The following is a 15,992-nucleotide window of genomic DNA, read 5'->3' as shown; positions in this document are numbered from 1 at the left end:
CGAGATGTATGGCGGCGGGGTGGCCACCCTGGGCCTGACGGCAGCGCTGCGATTGGCAAATTCAGAGGCGGACATCACTATAGTAGTCACCAGCATCCGCAACCAATGCCTGGATCTGGCGCATTTCACCCATCTGGGGCTGGAGCCGGAGAGCTTCCGTACGGTTTGCGTCAAAAGCACCGCCCATTTTCGCGCCGATTTCGAGCCGATAGCCAGTGCGGTCTACCCGGTCGCGGCACCGGGGGTGTTTCCCTGCGATCTGGAGCACTTCCCATACAGGAACTTGTATCCGGACGTCAGAACCGCCCCCGCTCAGGCCTGAACCCTGATGCAGGAGCGGTCTTCGCAAGCGGCCTGAGATCTGCCGCTTGCGGGGAGGATCACTCCTCGTCTTCGCCGTTCTGGTAGGGCACCACCAATGTCGGGATCTGCGAGCGCCGCAGAACCCGCTTGGCAACGGTGCCCAGGAAGGTGTGCGAGAACCCGTGGTCATGGGCGCCCAGCACAATCAGGTCGCAACCCAATTCGGCCGAGCGGCGCAGGATCACCTCTGCCGGATGGCCGTCGGTGACCTCAATCGAGGTCACCTGGTCGCGGATCTTGGCATCATCGCCGTCGAAAGAGGCCCAAAACCGGGTCTGGCGTTCGGCCAGAACCTGTTTGACCATTTCGTGCCGCCGCTTCGCCGCTGCTTTGCGGGTCTCGTCGTTCAGCACGAACATCTCGAAGGTGATCTTGGCATCTTCCGAGATCGGCTCGTTCACATGCAGCACGTGGATCTCGGCCCCGGTTGCCTGCGCCAGGCTGGCGGCATGGCGCAGTGCATGGGTCGAATTGTGCGACAGATCAGTGGCAAACAGGATGTTTGTGATCAGCGGTTTCATGTCAGTCCCCTTTCAGATCAGTAGCCAAACAGCCGTGGCAGCCACAGCGAGATTTCCGGGAAGAAGGCGATGATGAAGATCGCAATCGTGTTCACTGCAGCAAAAGGCAGGGCGCGCAGCGAGATCTGCTCGATTGTGATGTTCGAGATCCCCGAGGCGATGAACAGGTTCTCACCCAAGGGCGGCGTCTGGAAGCCGATGCCCAGGGTACAAACCATCACCACCCCAAAATGGATCGGGTCGATGCCCACCGAATAGGCCACCGGCAGCATCACCGGCACCAGGATCAGGATGGTGGCCAGCGTCTCCATGAACATGCCGACAAACAGCAGGAAGAAGATGATCAGCGCCCAGATGACATAGAGGTTCTGGGTGAAGCTCAGCATGCTGTCGGCAATCACCGCCGGGATCTGGTTTTCCACCAGGAGGCGGCCGAACACGGTTGCGGTGAACAGGATCAGGAGCACGCGGCCGGTGAGCCAGGTGGTGGCTTCCAGCGACTGGAACAGCGAGGACCAGGTCAGCTCGCGGTAGATGAAGACACCAACAACCAGAGTGTAGAAGATCGCGACGATGGCGGCTTCGGTCGGAGTGAAGAAGCCGGTGTAGATGCCGCCCAGGATCACAATCGGGGCCATCAGCGCCCAGAAACCGCGGTACATCTCGCAGCCCACGTTGCGGATCGACCAGCCGTCAGCGGAGCCTTTGTAGCCGCGTTTCTTCGACATGAAGAAGTTCAGGATCAAGAGGCTGGTGGCGATCAGGAAGGCGGGCACAAAGCCGGCAATGAACAGCTTCGAGATCGAGACCGACTGGAAGGTGCCGTATTTCTCAACCGCTTCCGGCGGCGGTGCCATGCCGAGGGCGGCAATGCCAAAGATCACCATCGGGATCGACGGCGGAATGATGATGCCGAGGCCGCCCGAGGATGCGGTGATCGCAGACGCATAGCCGCGCTCATAGCCGCGGTTGATCATCGCCGGGATCATCAGCATACCGACGGCGGCAGTGGTTGCCGGGCCGGAACCGGAGATTGCGCCGAAGAAAAGGCAGGCCATGACAGTCGCTGCCGAGATGCCGCCGGTGAACGGCCCGGCAAAGCTTTCGGCCACGTTGATCAGCCGCTTCGAGATCCCCGCGGCCTCCATCAATGCACCAGCCAGAATGAAGGCCGGCAGTGCCATCAGCGGGAAGGAGCCGACCGAGGTGAAGGCGATCTGCACAAACTTGATCGGGTTTTCGTCCAGATACAGGAACGACAGCAATGACGACACACCCAGCGCAACGGTGATCGGCGCGCCGAGGAACAAAAGCAGCAGAAATGATCCAAACAGGATCGTGACGATTTCGGTTTCCATTATTCTATCCCTCCCTTTTTCACGCGCGATTGTCCGCGCCAGCGCTGCCCTTGATCTCATCAAGGTCAATCTGGTCGGGATCGTGGATTTCTTCGCCACGGATCAGTTTGCGGTAGTTCACCTGCAGAATGCGGATGGTCATCAGGGTGAAGGCGATGGGCAGCACCATGTAGATGTACTTCATCTCAATGCCCAAGGTCTGCGACTTCCAGAACTTGTTCATTTTGTTGAAGACGAAATCGGTGGCCAGCCACAGGAAGTAGCAGTTGAAGAACAGCCAGAAGAGGTCGGCAAAGGCCTCAATGTATTTGATCCAGCCCGAGGGCAGGAATTTGAACTGGAAGGTGACCCGGTTGTGCGCCCCCTTCAGTGCGGCATAGCTTGCGCCAAAATAGACAAACCAGACGAACATGTAGACCGAGAGCTCTTCGATCCACGAGAATGAATGACCAAAGACTTCGCGTGAGATGATCTGCACGAACAGCAGAATGACAAAACCGGACAGTAATAGACGGCAGATATAGCTTTCTATGTTGTCCAGGACTTTCCAGATCATGATGTACTCCTCCCCTGTGCGAAGCAGCGCACGTGGCGCTGCTTCGTTGTTTTTATAGGTTTGCCAGAGGCTTACTGAACCGGGTCGCGGCCGATGGCGGTCAGGACCGCGTTCATCTTCTCAACACCGCCGATGGAGTCGTAGAACTTCGGCCACACGGCTTCGGTTGCCAGCTTGATGAACTCGGCTTCGTCGTTTTCCGGATCCACGATGGCCATGCCCTTGGCAGTCAGCTCTTCCTTGATCGCGGCTTCGGAGTCACGCAGGAACTGGGCCGATTTCAGGGTGGCTTCCTTGCCTGCTTCCAGAATGATCTGCTGATCTTCTTCCGACAGGCCCTGGAATACGGCTTCGGAGACGATCAGCGGCTCGATCGAGAAGATGTAGCGCAGGTTGGTGACGTGGTCCTGCACTTCGTAGAACTTCATCGCGTTGATGGTCATGTAGGGGTTGTCCTGACCATCAACCACCTTGGTCTGCAGACCGGTGAAGGTCTCGGACCAGGCCATCGGAGTCGGGTTGATGCCCCAGGACTTGTAGGTCTCGATCATGATCTCGTTCTTGGGAACGCGGATGACCAGATCCTGCAGGTCGGCAACCGAAGTGACCGGCTTCTTGGAGTTGGTCAGGCGGCGGAAGCCGGTGTAGGTCCAGGCAATGATGCGCACGCCGGCGTCACGCAGGGTGTTTTCGGTCAGCTCTTGGCCGATCGGGCCCTGGGTCAGGGTTTCTGCATCTTCCAGCGACAGGATCACGTAAGGCAGAGTGAACACGCCCACGGTCGGGGAGAACGGGGTCACGTTGTTGATAGCCAGCAGCGACATGTCCAGGGTGCCGATTGCGGCTTCGTTCACGGTGTCCTGCTCGGAGCCCAGCTGGCCGTTCAGGAACAGGGTTGCGGTGTGCTCGCCGCCGGACTTTGCTTCCAATGCCTCAACAAAGAACTTGCCGGTCGCTTCCTGCGGGCTGCCGGCGCTGTCGCCCACGGCAATCTTGAAGTTCTTTGCGGAAACGGCACCGGTGGTCAGCATCGCGGCGGCAGAAACGGCTGCGGTCAGCGTGCAGACCTTTTTGAGAAATGACATAACTTCCTCCCGTATTGTCATCTTGAAGCCCAAGGCGCGCGCCGGCATGCCCTCCATAAGCATAAATGCCGGTCCGATCCGTCCTTGGTGGGCAGGAAGCTACATTGCGTTTCATGTTTCTAGAATGTAAACTTTTGAAAGCAAAGTTTCACAAATTGCGAACCTGGAACATGAACCGGCAATCCCGTGTCAAACACATTGCAGACGCTGATCTGAAATTGCTCCGAGTCTTCAAGGCCGTGGCCGAAAGCGGCGGGCTGGCGGCAGCTGAAACCGAGTTGAACATCGGCAAATCCACGATTTCTAAGTACATAGCCGATTTGGAACTCCGGCTGGATCTGAAACTGTGCAACCGCGGCCCGGCCGGGTTTTCCCTGACCGACGACGGTGAACAAGTGCTGCGCTCTGCCGAAGGTCTGCTGGCCTCAGTCACTGACTTCCGCGCTCAGGTCAACGAGATCAAACAGCAGCTGGTCGGCACCATCCGGATTGCCCTGTTCGACCAATGCGCTTCTAATCCCGAGGCATTTGTCCCGGGCACCATCCGCGAGTTCAACAAGGCGGCACCCTCTGTGGAGATCGAATTGTCGCTGGAACCGCCGAACGTGATCGAAACCAAGGTGATCGGCGGCCAGCTTGATATCGGCATTCTGGCGCTGCACCGGCCATCCCCCAGCCTCGACTATTTGCCGCTTTATGGAGAGAGCATGTTTCTCTATTGCGGCAAGGGGCATCCGTTCTTTGACTGCGACCAGACCAGCCTTGGGCTGCCGGATGTGCAGGCCGAGAACTACGCCGGGATCCGGGTGAATTCGCCAAACTTGCACGTGGGGCAAAAGCTGGGGTTCCGGCGGGCTGCCAAGGTCCAGAACGAACAGGCGCTGGCCATACTGATCATGTCGGGCAGTTATCTGGGGTTCCTGCCCGATCATCTGGGAGACGGGTTTGTCCGCTACGGATTGATGAAGAAAGTGCTGCCTGGCGAAATCTCCTACCGCAGCCAGTTTGCTGCGGTCACCCGCAAGCGGCCTGCCGTAAACCGGATTACCAAGCTGTTTCTCGACACATTGGTTGCGGCGCATTCCGGACACGGCGACGGGGCTTGACGCGTTCCAGCCTGTGTCAGCCGCCTCGCTGATAAACTTTCAAAGTTTCCGCAGTTTCGGTCTGCAGCCAAAGTTTGAACGCTTCTGCAGCAGCAGCGGTTTTGCCGGGGCCGCCAGCTGAGCGCACCCAATAACCTTGCCCGGAGCGGCAGGCAGTGCCCGCCAGATAACCCAGAGATCCCGCACGCAACCCTCGATCGGCATTCATAAGGCTGACCAAGGCGAGGCAATCGCCGGATTGCACCGCGTCGATGGCGGCATGTTCGGCAGTAACCTGAAGCCCTGCAGGGAAATGCACTGCTGCTCCAAGCCGGTGCAGCCCCCAGTCGTGCCAGGAAAACTCGCCACTGCGGCTGCCCTGTTCGTGGCTGATATGCACCAGCGGGTAGGAGGAGAGAGTTTCCGGCAGAGAATCCTGCTCCAGAACAGGATGATCAGAGCTGCAAACAACAGCACAGATATCTTCGAACAATGGTTCCCAGTCACCGCCGTCCGGGCGCTGGCCGGAATGAACGATCACCAGGCTGGTACTGATACGCGCCTTCTGCACCGGGGTGTGGCTGGGCTCGATGGTGATCTTCAGGTCCGGAAAACTGGCCTGAAACCCAAGCAGGTTCGGGATCAGCCAGGAAACCGCAAACGAGTAGGACGCAACGACTTCCAGCGCCGGTGCGGCGGCGATTTCCCCGATCATCCGGCTGGCAATGCGGATCCTTTTAAATGCGTCGCCCAACTGAGCCAGTACTGCCCGGCCTTGCGGAGTCGGGAGAAACTGTCCGCTCTCGCGGTAGCAAAGCCTGGTTTCAGATCTTGCTTCCAGATCCTTCAGCCGGTGACTGATGGCAGCGGGTGTCACACAAAGCTCCTGCGCTGCACCGGTCAGAGAGCCATGCCGGATCACCGCCTCAAAGGCGCGCAGACCGGTCAGGGAAGGGGCGTTGTGCACGAAGCATCCTTTTTACTTTTTGTAAAAAACCTGCGGCGGAATCGTCATTTTGTAAAGCCGGTTGCAGCGGGCAGTCTCTGCAGCAACGCGAACCCGGGACTGCAGTCATGAAAAATACGGATACCTCCTTCGCCGTTGAGCTGACGGACAACAGATATGCACTTTATCAGGCACGGCTGGCACATACCCGCGAAGGGATGCGGCGGCACGATATCCCGGTGATGGCAGTGATCGACCCGAATCAGATCTTCTACTCCACCGGGGCAATGAACATGCAGCTATGGTCGTCGCGAACGCCGGCCCGCTACCTGCTGGTGTTCCTGGAAGGGCCAGTGATCCTGTACGATTTCGCAGGCTCCCAGCATCTGGCAGAAGACCTGCCGACGATTAGCGAAATCCGCATGGCGGAGGGATTGGATTATGTCAGCTCCGGCGGCGATATGCAGGGGGCCTGCGCGAGGTTTGCTGCGGAGATTGCCCAAACAGTGCGGGATTACAACCCGGCCATCGACCGTATCGCCGTCGACCGTTTTCCGTTTCAGGCTGTAGACGCTTTGCGGAGCGAAGGGCTGCAAACCAGCGATGCGGGCAAAGCGCTAGCGCTGACCCGGATGATAAAGCTGCCGGTTGAGCTTCCCTATATCCGCGAGGCAATGCGGCGGGTTGAAGCCGGTGTCGAACGGCTGGAGACCCGCGCCGAGCCCGGCAAGAGCGAAACCGAAACCTGGGCCGAATTTTACTACGCTCTGATGGCCAAACACGGCCACTATGTTTCAACCCGGCTGTTTCAGAGCGGGCCGAACACATTTCCCTACTTCCAGGAGGCCGGCAGCCGCCTGCTGCAAAAGGGGGATCTGCTGTGCCTCGACACCGACGCGCTGGCATTCGAGAACTATGCAGTTGATTTCTCCCGCACTTTCCTGTGCGGCGACCAAAAAGCAACTCCGGACCAGCAACTGCTTTATGCGCGCGCGCGTGAACAGCTGGAGTGGAATGCAGATCTGTTAAAGCCGGGTGTCGAGTACCGCGAACTGGCGGAAAAGGCCTGGAAGGTACCGCCTGAACACCAGGCCAGCCGCTATTACTGCATCGGCCACGGCCTGGGGATGGCTGGTGAATTCCCGAACATCCCGCACATGGGCAGCAGCGGCACTGTCTATCCTCTGCAGGGCGCGCTGGAACCCGGAATGATTATCTGCCTCGAAAGCTACATTGGCTGGGACCGCTCCAAAGAAGGCGTAAAGCTGGAGGATCAGTTCCTGATCCTTGAGGACGGGGTGGAGCGTATGTCGAACTATCACTTCGATCACCGGCTTGGCGGGCGGATGATTTAACAGCGATCCGTTCACGGCGCGAAACGCGGCAGAGCGGCATCCGCTGCAATGCTGGAACCATTGCCGGCGGCAGCTCAATGGCTGGCCAGATAGCCGACTTGCATTCCGAGGGCTGGACCCAGGCATCAAAACACACGGGCACTCATGGAGCGAGATTGAACCCAGACACAGCCCAAGCCTTGAGCAACTCCGGCCGGCCCGCCTGGCTGCCTCAGTTGCCGCTGAGCTCGACCCAATAGGGCAGATGGTCGGAGCCCTCCGCCTCCTTGTCCACCCACGCGCGCGCAACGCAATCCGCCAGGCCTGCGCTCAGCAAGCAATAGTCCAGCCGCAGCGGCTCGCCTGGTGCACGGTCTGGAGGATCGGGCAGCCAGGTGTGGCCTTCATCGCCAGCGCAGTCTTTGGCATGGGTCCAGCTGTCGGCGAAACTGTCCCAATGCAGGTTATGCCCTGTGGCGAGGTCGGGTTCTCCGGTGAGGGCCAAATACTCCGGACCGCCCGGTACCATATTGAAATCACCCATCAGGATCGTGTGGCGCGGCAGGGCAGGCTGTTCCTCTCCCTGAGCCCAGTCCATCGCGTGGAAGTTGGCCAGCTCACCCGGATCATGCACCGGAGCCTTGCCAGTCCAGGCGCCGCCGCGGGCATGGGCCCCCTGATGCAACGAGATCAGATGCTGGACCTGCAGCAGCTTTTCCCGCCGGGATGCCGAGGTCAGATGCAGGGAATAAACCCTGAGCGGACCATCCGGTGCATCCAGAACACATTCCAGCGCACCGGTTTCCATGCCGAAACTGCGCGCGGTGGCGATCTTGGGCAGCGGGTGGCGGCGGATTTCGAGAAGCCGGTGTTTCGACAGCAGCATCGGACCGAACTGGCGGCGGCGGTTCACGACACGGCCATCAGCGCCGGTGCTGCTGGCATCCATGTCAAAAGCCGGGAAGAAGGCCCAGTGATACTCCGGCAACAGCTTAGCCAGCAGCGCAGGCTGGTCGGCCATGCTGCTGCGGCGCCAGTTGCGCTCAACCTCTTGCAGCGCAATGACATCGGCACCGCGCACCGCATCAGCGATCCGGCCATAGTCATAAACCCCATCCGGACCAAGCGCATAGCGGATGTTGTAGGTAACCAGTTTCATCGGCGCGCCCTCATAAAAAACGGCGGACAGCCTGGGGCCGCCCGCCGCAGTCTTCGGGATATCAGATTACAGCAGCCAGGTTTTCACCAGCGCGCCATCGTACATCATGCCGCCGCCGGAATCGTTCTCCCAGCCGCCAACCTGCTCGCTGACCCCATCGATGAAATCGTTGAACATCGGAATGATGGCGCCGCCTTCGTTACCGACCATGACGCTCATTTCACGGTAGAGCGCGGTGCGCTTGGCCGTGTCCAGCTCGCCCTTGGCCTGCAGCAGCAGCGCGTCAAAGTCGTCGCGCTTGAACCGGGTGTCGTTCCAATCTGCGTCCGATTTATAGGCGGTCGAGAACATCTGGTCCTGCACCGGACGGCCGCCCCAGTAGGAGGCGCAGAAGGGCTCCTTGTTCCAGACTTCTGACCAGTAGCCGTCGCTGGGGACGCGCTCGATCTGCAGCGGGATGCCCGCCTTGGAGGCGCTTTGCTGGAACAGCTGCGCGGCGTCCACTGCACCCGGGAAGGCGGTATCGGAGACTTTCATCACGACCGGGCCGTCATGGCCGGACTTCTGATAATAGTGGCGGGCCCGGTCCGGATCGTAGGCGCGCTGCTCGATATCATCCGAGAACAGCGGATAGGCGGCATTGATCGGCGAGTCGTTGCCGACACTGCCAAAACCGCGCAGCACCTTGTCGACCATTTCCTGCCGGTCGATCGCCAGTTTCAGCGCCATCCGCAGATCATTGCTGGCAAACGGCGGAGTGTCGCAATGCATCAGGAAGCAGTAATGGCCGCGGCCGGCAATGCTCTCGATCCGCAAGCCGGGCGCGCGGCCCAGCAGCTTGGCGATCTTCGGAGCCACCCGGTTGATAAAATGCACCTGGCCGCTTTGCAGCGCGGCGGTGCGGGCGGTGTCATCGTTCAGCACAAGGATCTCGATCTCATCGGCGTGGCCGCGGCCGTCGTCCCAGTAATTGGCGAATTTCTTGAAGGCATGGCGGGCGCCCGGCTCATTGACTTCAAGCGTGTAGGGGCCGCAGCCGATGCCGGACGCCGGGGCATCCATGCCGCCATCCGGTTGCACCACCAAGTGGTAGTCGGCCATCAGATACGGCAGGTCGGCGTTCGGCGTGTCCAAGGTGACGCTGAAGTAGTCGCCGTCAACTTTCATCGACTCGATGCCGCGCATGATGCCAAGCGCGCCGGACTGGCTGTCTTCGCTGGAGTGGCGCTGCATGGTTTTCAGCACGTCCTCTGGCGTCATTGTCTTGCCGTTGTGGAACTCCACGCCTTTGCGGATCTTGAAGGTCCAGGTCTTGGCGTCGGCGCTGGCTTCAACCGCCTCTGCCAGGCGGGGCACGAGTTCCCCGTGCGTGTCGACTTCAACCAGCAGGTCGCCATAGGCAGTCAGCACATTGTTGGGGACCGAGCTGGCCGCCAGTGCCGGGTCAAGGCTGTCGGTGCTGGCGCCGCCCTGCAGGCCGGAGCGGAGCAGGCCACCCTTTTTGGGACCTTCTGCACGCACTGCCGAGGCCAGCAGGCTGTTGGCAGAGGCCGCGGCAACCCCCAGCGCGCCAAGACGGCCGATGAATTCGCGGCGGTTCATGAATCCCTTGGCCGCCTGTTGGACATAATGGTTGATAATGTCAGACATGTTCTTCCCCTGCCGGCTGCACGAGGCCCATCTGGCAGGCAAAGGGCAGCCATCTTTGCTGTTCATGTGCCCAAACGCGGGCTGACAGAGATGTGTTGGCAGGAATTGGTTTTACCATCAACGTCCAATTTGCTTAAATGTTGCAAACCATTTTTGGAGCCGGTCATTGACGGAGCAAACCAAACATACCGCACCGCTGCCCTTCCTTCAGCTGGAGCGTGAAAGCGGCACCCCGCTGTATCTGCAGCTGATACAGCAGCTGCGCCGGATGATCCGGAACGGCGGCATAAAGCCAGGGCAGAAGCTGCCCTCGACCCGGTGGATGAAAGAGCATCACGGCATCGCCCGCAGCACCTTGGTGGCTGCATATGAGCAGTTGGACAGCGAAGGATACCTGCAAAGCCGGACCGGTGCCGGGACCTTTGTCAACCCAGAGTTCCCGGGGCTGCGCCCCGGCGCCAGCAGCCCGGCCAAAAACAACCGCCTCCCGAATCTGTCAAGGCGCGGCAAGGCTGCCGCCGAAGGTTTGGACCCCTCCTATTTCGAGCCCCCGCAAGTGCGGCCATTCATTGCCAATATCCCCGCTATCGACTTGTTCCCGCACAAGATCTGGGGCCGGATCGAAAACCGTATCCGCAACCGGCTGGACAGCGCCATGATGGCCTATGGCCAGCCCGGAGGCTACCCGCCCTTGCGTGCAGCCATTGCCGATTATGTACTGAACCGGCGCGGGCTGAAGTGCTCTCCGGACCAGGTGATCATAACGAATGGCAGCCAGCAATCGCTGAACCTGATTGCCGCGCTGCTGGTGGATCCCGGGGAAAAAGTGCTGATGGAAGATCCTTCCAGCCCGGTCGTGCGGCTCAGCTTCCAGGCTCAGGGCGGATCTGTTGTACCTGTCCGTGTCAGCGGAACCGGCGCCGCAGTGCCGCCGGAAGGGCCGGATTCTGCCGGCGCACGGCTCGCCTACCTCACACCGTCCTGCCAGTACCCGCTGGGGGCGGTTATGCCGATTGCGCAGCGGCTGGAATGGATGGACTGGGCCGCCCGTACCGATGCCTGGCTGATCGAGGATGACCTGGACAATGAGTTCGTGTTCGGCGGCCGCCCGGATCCAGCCATCTATTGCGACGACCATCAGGCCCGTACGATCTATGTTTCAAGCTTCAACAACGCCTTGTTCCCTTCGCTGAGGCTGGGCTTCATCATCGCTCCGCCTGTACTGGCCAAACCGCTGATGGCGCTTAGCGCGATCACCGACCGCGGCCCCAACACCTGGCTGCAGGCGGTGCTGGCGGAGTTCATCGAACAGGGCCACCTCAGCAGCCACATCCGCCGCATGCACAGTGCCTATTCCCGGCGCCGCAAGGCGATGCTCAGCAGTTTTGCCAGGATATCCAGCCCTTTGGTAGAACTGCGCCAAAACACCAGCGGGCTGCGGGTGATCGCCAATCTGCGAGAGGACATCCGCGATATGGATGTATTGGGCGCATTGGGCGCCAATGGCCTTTCAGCTTACGCGCTGTCTTATTACTGCATGGAGCGGCAGGACCTGAACGGCCTGCTCCTGGGCTTCGGCTGCACCCACGAAGATGACATCCCCGCCGCGGTGGAAAAACTCTGCGCCTGCCTGGCCACAGCCTGACCCTCAGAAGATATCCAGAGACACTTTCACCCGGTCCATCACCACCGATGATGTAAAGCGGCTGACGTTGGATTCATCAAAGAAGTACTCCTGAGTGAAGGTCTCGTATTCCTTGATGTCCTTGACGATCACCACCAGGATGAAGTCCGCCTCGCCCGTGGTGTAGTAGCACTGCTGCACCTCCCGCGCCTGGCGCATCTTGCGCTTGAAGGCGTCCAGATGCATGCGGCTTTCGCGCTCCAGCACCACCTGCACGATCACCGTCATTTCCCGCCCCAGCTTGGACGGCGATAACAGGGCAATCTCCTTTTCGATCACACCCGTATCGCGCAGCTTCTTGAGCCGTTTCTGAACTGCGGGCGGCGACAGGCCCACCTCATGACTGATTGCCTCAGCCGTCAATTGAGCATTGGACTGGATCAGCCTCAGAATATCGTAGTCTTTGTCATCCATGGTTGATTTTTCGTCCGATCCGCTGGGTTTGACAATGTTTTTCGTACTTTGCCGCAGTGTCCAGCCGCCTCACGCTGCGGAACCCTGATCAGCCAGCCAGGAAAAAATCTCGTGGCGGCCTTTGCGCCATGACAGGAAAACACGCTGACTGAAAGCGGCAGAGCCCTCAACTTCGAACAGGCGGCCCTCTGCGACCAAGCCGGCCACCATACGCCGGGGCAGATAGGCTGAACCGCCATGAGCCAGCAAATGCCGCAAGGCCCAATCAGGGTTGCTGAAGGCGACTGCGGCAGTTTCTCCTGTCGGCCATGTCTCTGCATGCTGGGCCCGTATCGCCGGGCCGTAGTCGACATAGATGTAACCCGGGTCCCATTTCACCGCCTTGCGGGGCTGGATTGCGACCTGGATCAGATCATCCGCCGCCAGTTCGCGGCTCTCGAAACCTGCCCCGGTCAGCGGCTCTGTCAGCAGGGCCGCATCGCTCATCCCGCTTTGCAACCAGGACCGGGCATCCCCGGCGGTTCCGGACCAGATCTCAAAGGCGGTTTCCGGATGGCCGGAGCGGATCTGCGCGGTCCAGGCCTCGCCCAGCCCTGTCCACAGGCAAGGGTCGCAGACAAAACTGAATAGCCGGGTGACTCCGCTCGGCAGGCTGATACGCGCACGCGCGTTCTCCCAGCTGCGGGTAATCACCTCGGCCTGCTCGAGAAAGGCGAACCCCTCCTTGGTCAGGGCCGCGCCTTTGCGGGACCGGATGAGAAGTTTGGCGCCCAGAGCCTGTTCCAGCGTGTCCAGCCGGGCCGTAACAGCGGATTGGGTGACATTGAGCTCCTCCGCAGCGCGGTTGAGGTTACGGGTGCGGACAACACAGAGGAAAGTCTGGATGGCAGAGATGTTCATTCGGCCGATAATGCAAATTTCTTGCACCAACTGATAGATTAAATCCGTTTTCCTGTTTTAAATTTTTCTGCCAACCTGCCTGCACATGACAGGGAGGGGCTCCATGGAATTCTCTATTCAGCTGTCCGCGGATTATCCGGACAAATCCTACGGTGGCGACCGGGTCTATGTCGACATGCTGGATCAGGCAGTGCTGGCCGACCGGCTGGGGTTTGATGCTGTGTCGGTGACCGAGCATCATCTGATCAACTGCTTGATGATGCCTGCACCGCTGCAGTTTGCCGTCAAAATCGCAGCCATGACCCGCCGGATCAAAATCATGACATCCATCGTGGTGCTGCCACTGCATGACATGCGCACCTATGCGGGCGAGGTGGTGGCCACGGATATCTTCACCGATGGGCGGCTTCTGCTTGGCGTAGGCCGCGGCGCCTTCAAATACGAGATGGAGCGGCTGGGGGTGCCGATGGAGGAGACCCAGGCCCGGTTCAATGAATCGCTGGCCGTGCTGCAGGCGCTGCTGTCCGAGGAAGAAGTGAGCTGGGACGGCGACTATTACAAGTTCGATCCGATCACCATCATGCCGCGTCCGGTGCGCCCCGGCGGGCCGCAGATGATGATGGCGGTCTTGAACCCCGAAGGCATCTATCATTGCACCAAACGCGGCTTTCACATCCAGACCACGCCGCTGGCGGGCAACCATCAGCTGCTTCTTGACCAGGTTAGCGGCTTCAACCGCGCCAAGGCGGAAATGGGAGACGCGGGGCAGGGGCTGACCCTGTCGCTGTCGCGGGTAGGGTTTGTGACCCAAACCCCTGAAGATCGGCAGCGGAAGATCGAAGCCGCACACCGCTACTACAGCCGGTTCGACAATGTTTTCACCGGTCCGGGCCTTGTCGACAACGGCATGGTCCGTGAACTGCCGCGCAAGCAGACGGCAGATGAACTGGCCGAAAGCCTGCTGATCGGCACCCCGCAGGAAATGACGGACAAGCTGGCGCCTTATGCGGAACTGGGTATCGACCGGGTGATCCTCAACCCCAATTTCGGCTGCGGCGCGCAGGAAACCCTGGATGCAATCCAGTGCTTTGCAGAAGAGGTGATGCCGCATTTCACTTCACGCTCTGCGGCGGAGGCGGCGGAATGAAAATGGCGGACCGCGATGCCTTCATAGCGGCAATGCGGCAAGTGGCCAGTTCTGTCACCGTGGTCACGACTGACGGGCCCGCCGGCGCCGCGGGCGCAACCGTCAGCGCCTTTTCCTCGCTGTCGGCGGATCCGCCTTCTGTTCTGGTCTGCCTGCGCAGCGGCAGCAGGATTGCCCGGGCAGTAACGGCAAACGAAGCGTTCTGCGTCAACGTCCTGCCCGAGCATGCCAGCGGGACCGCGCAAACCTTTGCAGGCCATCTGGATCATCTATGCGATGATCGTTTTCAGGGAATTGCGCTGACCAGTTCCCGATCAGGACCGGTGCTTGACGGAGCCACTGCTTTTATCTGCACTGTCGGGAATACTCTGGTTCACGGCACCCATACCATAATCGTTGGCAATGCCATGGACATTCAAAATACGGGCCTGCGCCCACTGACCTACATGGACGGCGCTTTTCATGCCGTCCGCCCTCAACAACCTTTATCAGGAGAGCAGCAATGCCGATAATCCGTGTCGAAATGTTCACCGGCCGCAGCGAAGATCAGAAGCGGGCGATTGTCCGCGACCTGACTGATGCCTTTGTCAAGGCAGCAGGCGGCAATCCCGAAAGCGTGCATGTTGTGATCACCGACGTGGACAAAAGCAACTGGGGCTCCGGCGGCCAGCTGTGCTCTGACAAGTTCCCCGATTGATGGAGGCCGCCATGACAGATGTTATCGACTGTGCCTACTCGGTTCAGGGCGACGGTCCGCCGCTGTTCCTGATCCACGGAATTGGCGCCGCGCGTAATACCTGGGCCAAGGCACTGCCGCTTCTGACCCGCCATTTCACCGTTGTCACCTATGATCTGCGCGGCCATGGTGCTTCGCCTCTGCCGCAAGGGCCGTTCGGATTGGACGAACTGGTGGCCGACCTCGAACGGGTCCGGCAGCGGACCGGATTCGACAGCGCACATTTCGCAGGCCATTCACTGGGGGGCATGATCGGACCTGCTTACGCATTGCAACACCCGGACCGGGTGCGGTCCTTGGGTTTGCTTTCGACGGCCGCCTTCCGGACGGAAGACGACAGTGCCAAGGTCTGGGGGGTTGTGCAGGCGATGGAGGACAAGGGCATCCCGCAAGTGCTGGAGACCCTTACCGCCCGCTGGTTCACCGACAGCTTCATTGCGGAAAACCCGGACATGGTCCGGAACCGGTTGAAGCAGGTGGTGGACACCGATCCTGAAGTGTTCCTGAACGTTTTCCGCATCTATGCCGGCACCGAAATGGCTCCTTGGCTGCATCAGGTGGCCGCGCCGTCGCTGGTGCTGACCGGCGAGCATGACGGCGGCTGCAATCCGCGGCTGAACCGGCAAATCGATCAGGCCTTGCCGCACTCGGAACTGGTAATCCTGCCGGATTTGAAGCACTCGCTGCTGCTGGAGGCCGGTGAAACTGTGGCGGAACACATTGTCCGCTTCCTTACCACGGCAGAGTAATTTTATTACCACGGCACCGGAGCAACGGCCGGGCCAGCCCCCGGCAGAGGTCGGCATTTCCTGCAGAAACACGAAATATAAAACCGTCCGCACCGGACGGTTTGCGACACATAAATGGCCTCGGAGGGCTAAAGATACATCGACTGCCCGAATTTTTTGTGGGCTTTCCGCAGCAAATGCCCGAACCTTCAATTTGCGGCAGCAGGAAAGAGGGATTTCCAGAAATCTTCATTTGTGATGGGTTTGCGATATACGATTTCTCAGGACTTTCCTGATTAACACTCCTCAATGCCCCGGCCGCTTTG

The 15,992-nt window shown here is 59.9% G+C and carries 17 protein-coding genes; 8 read left to right on the top strand and 9 right to left on the bottom strand.

Features of this window, described 5'->3' with window-relative positions; translation table 11 throughout:
* Positions 1 to 322: MlrC C-terminal domain-containing protein (locus RA20_RS15775; RefSeq protein ID WP_193748853.1), on the top strand; the 322-nt coding region annotated here is incomplete at its 5' end.
* A gap of 58 nt (positions 323 to 380) precedes the next feature.
* Here the strand turns inward: RA20_RS15775 and RA20_RS15770 are convergent.
* The 4 genes from RA20_RS15770 to RA20_RS15755 all read right to left on the bottom strand — a co-directional run bounded on the left by RA20_RS15770 (position 381) and on the right by RA20_RS15755 (position 3,883).
* Positions 381 to 884, bottom strand: a complete 504-nt coding sequence (locus RA20_RS15770) for a universal stress protein (protein ID WP_039130745.1) — start codon at positions 882 to 884, stop codon at positions 381 to 383.
* 17 nt (positions 885 to 901) lie between these two features.
* On the bottom strand, positions 902 to 2,242 hold the full coding sequence (locus tag RA20_RS15765) for a TRAP transporter large permease (protein ID WP_039130742.1): 1,341 nt from the start codon (positions 2,240 to 2,242) through the stop codon (positions 902 to 904).
* Between the two features lie 19 nt (positions 2,243 to 2,261).
* Positions 2,262 to 2,798: a TRAP transporter small permease gene (locus tag RA20_RS15760; RefSeq protein ID WP_039130739.1), complete on the bottom strand. Its 537-nt coding sequence runs from the start codon at positions 2,796 to 2,798 to the stop codon at positions 2,262 to 2,264.
* Positions 2,799 to 2,869: 71 nt separating this feature from the next.
* Entirely contained in the window at positions 2,870 to 3,883 is a 1,014-nt protein-coding gene (locus tag RA20_RS15755; RefSeq protein WP_039130737.1) for a TRAP transporter substrate-binding protein, read from the bottom strand.
* A 170-nt stretch (positions 3,884 to 4,053) separates the two neighbouring features.
* Here RA20_RS15755 and RA20_RS15750 point away from each other — a divergent pair, with 170 nt between their 5' ends.
* A complete protein-coding gene (locus RA20_RS15750) occupies positions 4,054 to 4,989 on the top strand; it encodes a LysR family transcriptional regulator (protein WP_039130733.1) in 936 nt (311 codons plus the stop codon).
* Positions 4,990 to 5,005: 16 nt separating this feature from the next.
* On the opposite strand, the gene RA20_RS24710 is transcribed toward RA20_RS15750, so the two are convergent.
* A complete protein-coding gene (locus RA20_RS24710; protein ID WP_052249026.1) occupies positions 5,006 to 5,935 on the bottom strand; it encodes a LysR family transcriptional regulator in 930 nt (309 codons plus the stop codon).
* Between the two features lie 107 nt (positions 5,936 to 6,042).
* On the opposite strand from RA20_RS24710, the gene RA20_RS15740 reads away from it, so the two are divergent.
* Entirely contained in the window at positions 6,043 to 7,269 is a 1,227-nt protein-coding gene (locus tag RA20_RS15740; RefSeq protein WP_052249025.1) for a M24 family metallopeptidase, read from the top strand.
* A gap of 211 nt (positions 7,270 to 7,480) precedes the next feature.
* Here RA20_RS15740 and RA20_RS15735 read toward each other — a convergent pair whose 3' ends face one another.
* Positions 7,481 to 8,407, bottom strand: a complete 927-nt coding sequence (locus RA20_RS15735; protein ID WP_039130730.1) for an endonuclease/exonuclease/phosphatase family protein — start codon at positions 8,405 to 8,407, stop codon at positions 7,481 to 7,483.
* A 66-nt stretch (positions 8,408 to 8,473) separates the two neighbouring features.
* Positions 8,474 to 10,057 (bottom strand): ABC transporter substrate-binding protein, encoded by a 1,584-nt coding sequence (locus tag RA20_RS15730; RefSeq protein ID WP_039130728.1) that lies wholly within the window; start codon positions 10,055 to 10,057, stop codon positions 8,474 to 8,476.
* Between the two features lie 166 nt (positions 10,058 to 10,223).
* Here RA20_RS15730 and pdxR point away from each other — a divergent pair, with 166 nt between their 5' ends.
* On the top strand, positions 10,224 to 11,702 hold the full coding sequence (pdxR, locus tag RA20_RS15725) for a MocR-like pyridoxine biosynthesis transcription factor PdxR (RefSeq protein ID WP_052249024.1): 1,479 nt from the start codon (positions 10,224 to 10,226) through the stop codon (positions 11,700 to 11,702).
* A 3-nt stretch (positions 11,703 to 11,705) separates the two neighbouring features.
* Here pdxR and RA20_RS15720 read toward each other — a convergent pair whose 3' ends face one another.
* Positions 11,706 to 12,155, bottom strand: a complete 450-nt coding sequence (locus RA20_RS15720) for an Lrp/AsnC family transcriptional regulator (protein WP_039130725.1) — start codon at positions 12,153 to 12,155, stop codon at positions 11,706 to 11,708.
* 69 nt (positions 12,156 to 12,224) lie between these two features.
* Positions 12,225 to 13,055 carry a LysR family transcriptional regulator gene (locus RA20_RS15715; protein WP_052249023.1) on the bottom strand — a complete coding sequence of 277 codons (831 nt, stop codon included), beginning with the start codon at positions 13,053 to 13,055 and terminating at the stop codon, positions 12,225 to 12,227.
* Between the two features lie 103 nt (positions 13,056 to 13,158).
* On the opposite strand from RA20_RS15715, the gene RA20_RS15710 reads away from it, so the two are divergent.
* Genes RA20_RS15710 through RA20_RS15695 form a run of 4 tightly spaced genes read left to right on the top strand, consistent with a single transcriptional unit; the run spans position 13,159 to position 15,687 of the window.
* Positions 13,159 to 14,202, top strand: a complete 1,044-nt coding sequence (locus tag RA20_RS15710; protein ID WP_039130723.1) for an LLM class flavin-dependent oxidoreductase — start codon at positions 13,159 to 13,161, stop codon at positions 14,200 to 14,202.
* A complete protein-coding gene (locus tag RA20_RS15705) occupies positions 14,199 to 14,714 on the top strand; it encodes a flavin reductase family protein (protein ID WP_342586153.1) in 516 nt (171 codons plus the stop codon). Before RA20_RS15710 ends, RA20_RS15705 begins: the two co-directional genes overlap by 4 nt.
* The gene (locus RA20_RS15700; RefSeq protein WP_039130722.1) at positions 14,705 to 14,899 is read left to right on the top strand and encodes a 2-hydroxymuconate tautomerase; all 195 of its coding nucleotides are present in this window, start codon (positions 14,705 to 14,707) and stop codon (positions 14,897 to 14,899) included. Before RA20_RS15705 ends, RA20_RS15700 begins: the two co-directional genes overlap by 10 nt.
* An 11-nt stretch (positions 14,900 to 14,910) precedes the next feature.
* Positions 14,911 to 15,687, top strand: coding sequence for an alpha/beta fold hydrolase (locus tag RA20_RS15695; RefSeq protein ID WP_039130773.1), 777 nt, complete (start codon positions 14,911 to 14,913; stop codon positions 15,685 to 15,687).
* Positions 15,688 to 15,992: the final 305 nt, after the last annotated feature.

It is taken from the genome of Leisingera sp. ANG-Vp (genome assembly GCF_000813725.1).
Taxonomy (GTDB): domain Bacteria; phylum Pseudomonadota; class Alphaproteobacteria; order Rhodobacterales; family Rhodobacteraceae; genus Leisingera.
Note: the sequence above shows the minus strand (reverse complement) of the source record. Positions and strands in the feature narration are given on the sequence as shown.

Bases quoted from the DNA above. Each gene is read 5' to 3' on its own strand.
- RA20_RS15770 (WP_039130745.1), bottom strand. From the start codon at position 884: ATGAAACCGCTGATCACAAACATCCTGTTTGCCACTGATCTGTCGCAC.
- RA20_RS15765 (WP_039130742.1), bottom strand. From the start codon at position 2,242: ATGGAAACCGAAATCGTCACGATCCTGTTTGGATCATTTCTGCTGCTT.
- RA20_RS15760 (WP_039130739.1), bottom strand. From the start codon at position 2,798: ATGATCTGGAAAGTCCTGGACAACATAGAAAGCTATATCTGCCGTCTA.
- RA20_RS15755 (WP_039130737.1), bottom strand. From the start codon at position 3,883: ATGTCATTTCTCAAAAAGGTCTGCACGCTGACCGCAGCCGTTTCTGCC.
- RA20_RS15750 (WP_039130733.1), top strand. From the start codon at position 4,054: ATGAACCGGCAATCCCGTGTCAAACACATTGCAGACGCTGATCTGAAA.
- RA20_RS15740 (WP_052249025.1), top strand. From the start codon at position 6,043: ATGAAAAATACGGATACCTCCTTCGCCGTTGAGCTGACGGACAACAGA.
- RA20_RS15735 (WP_039130730.1), bottom strand. From the start codon at position 8,407: ATGAAACTGGTTACCTACAACATCCGCTATGCGCTTGGTCCGGATGGG.
- RA20_RS15730 (WP_039130728.1), bottom strand. From the start codon at position 10,057: ATGTCTGACATTATCAACCATTATGTCCAACAGGCGGCCAAGGGATTC.
- RA20_RS15720 (WP_039130725.1), bottom strand. From the start codon at position 12,155: ATGGATGACAAAGACTACGATATTCTGAGGCTGATCCAGTCCAATGCT.
- RA20_RS15715 (WP_052249023.1), bottom strand. From the start codon at position 13,055: ATGAACATCTCTGCCATCCAGACTTTCCTCTGTGTTGTCCGCACCCGT.
- RA20_RS15710 (WP_039130723.1), top strand. From the start codon at position 13,159: ATGGAATTCTCTATTCAGCTGTCCGCGGATTATCCGGACAAATCCTAC.
- RA20_RS15705 (WP_342586153.1), top strand. From the start codon at position 14,199: ATGAAAATGGCGGACCGCGATGCCTTCATAGCGGCAATGCGGCAAGTG.
- RA20_RS15700 (WP_039130722.1), top strand. From the start codon at position 14,705: ATGCCGATAATCCGTGTCGAAATGTTCACCGGCCGCAGCGAAGATCAG.
- RA20_RS15695 (WP_039130773.1), top strand. From the start codon at position 14,911: ATGACAGATGTTATCGACTGTGCCTACTCGGTTCAGGGCGACGGTCCG.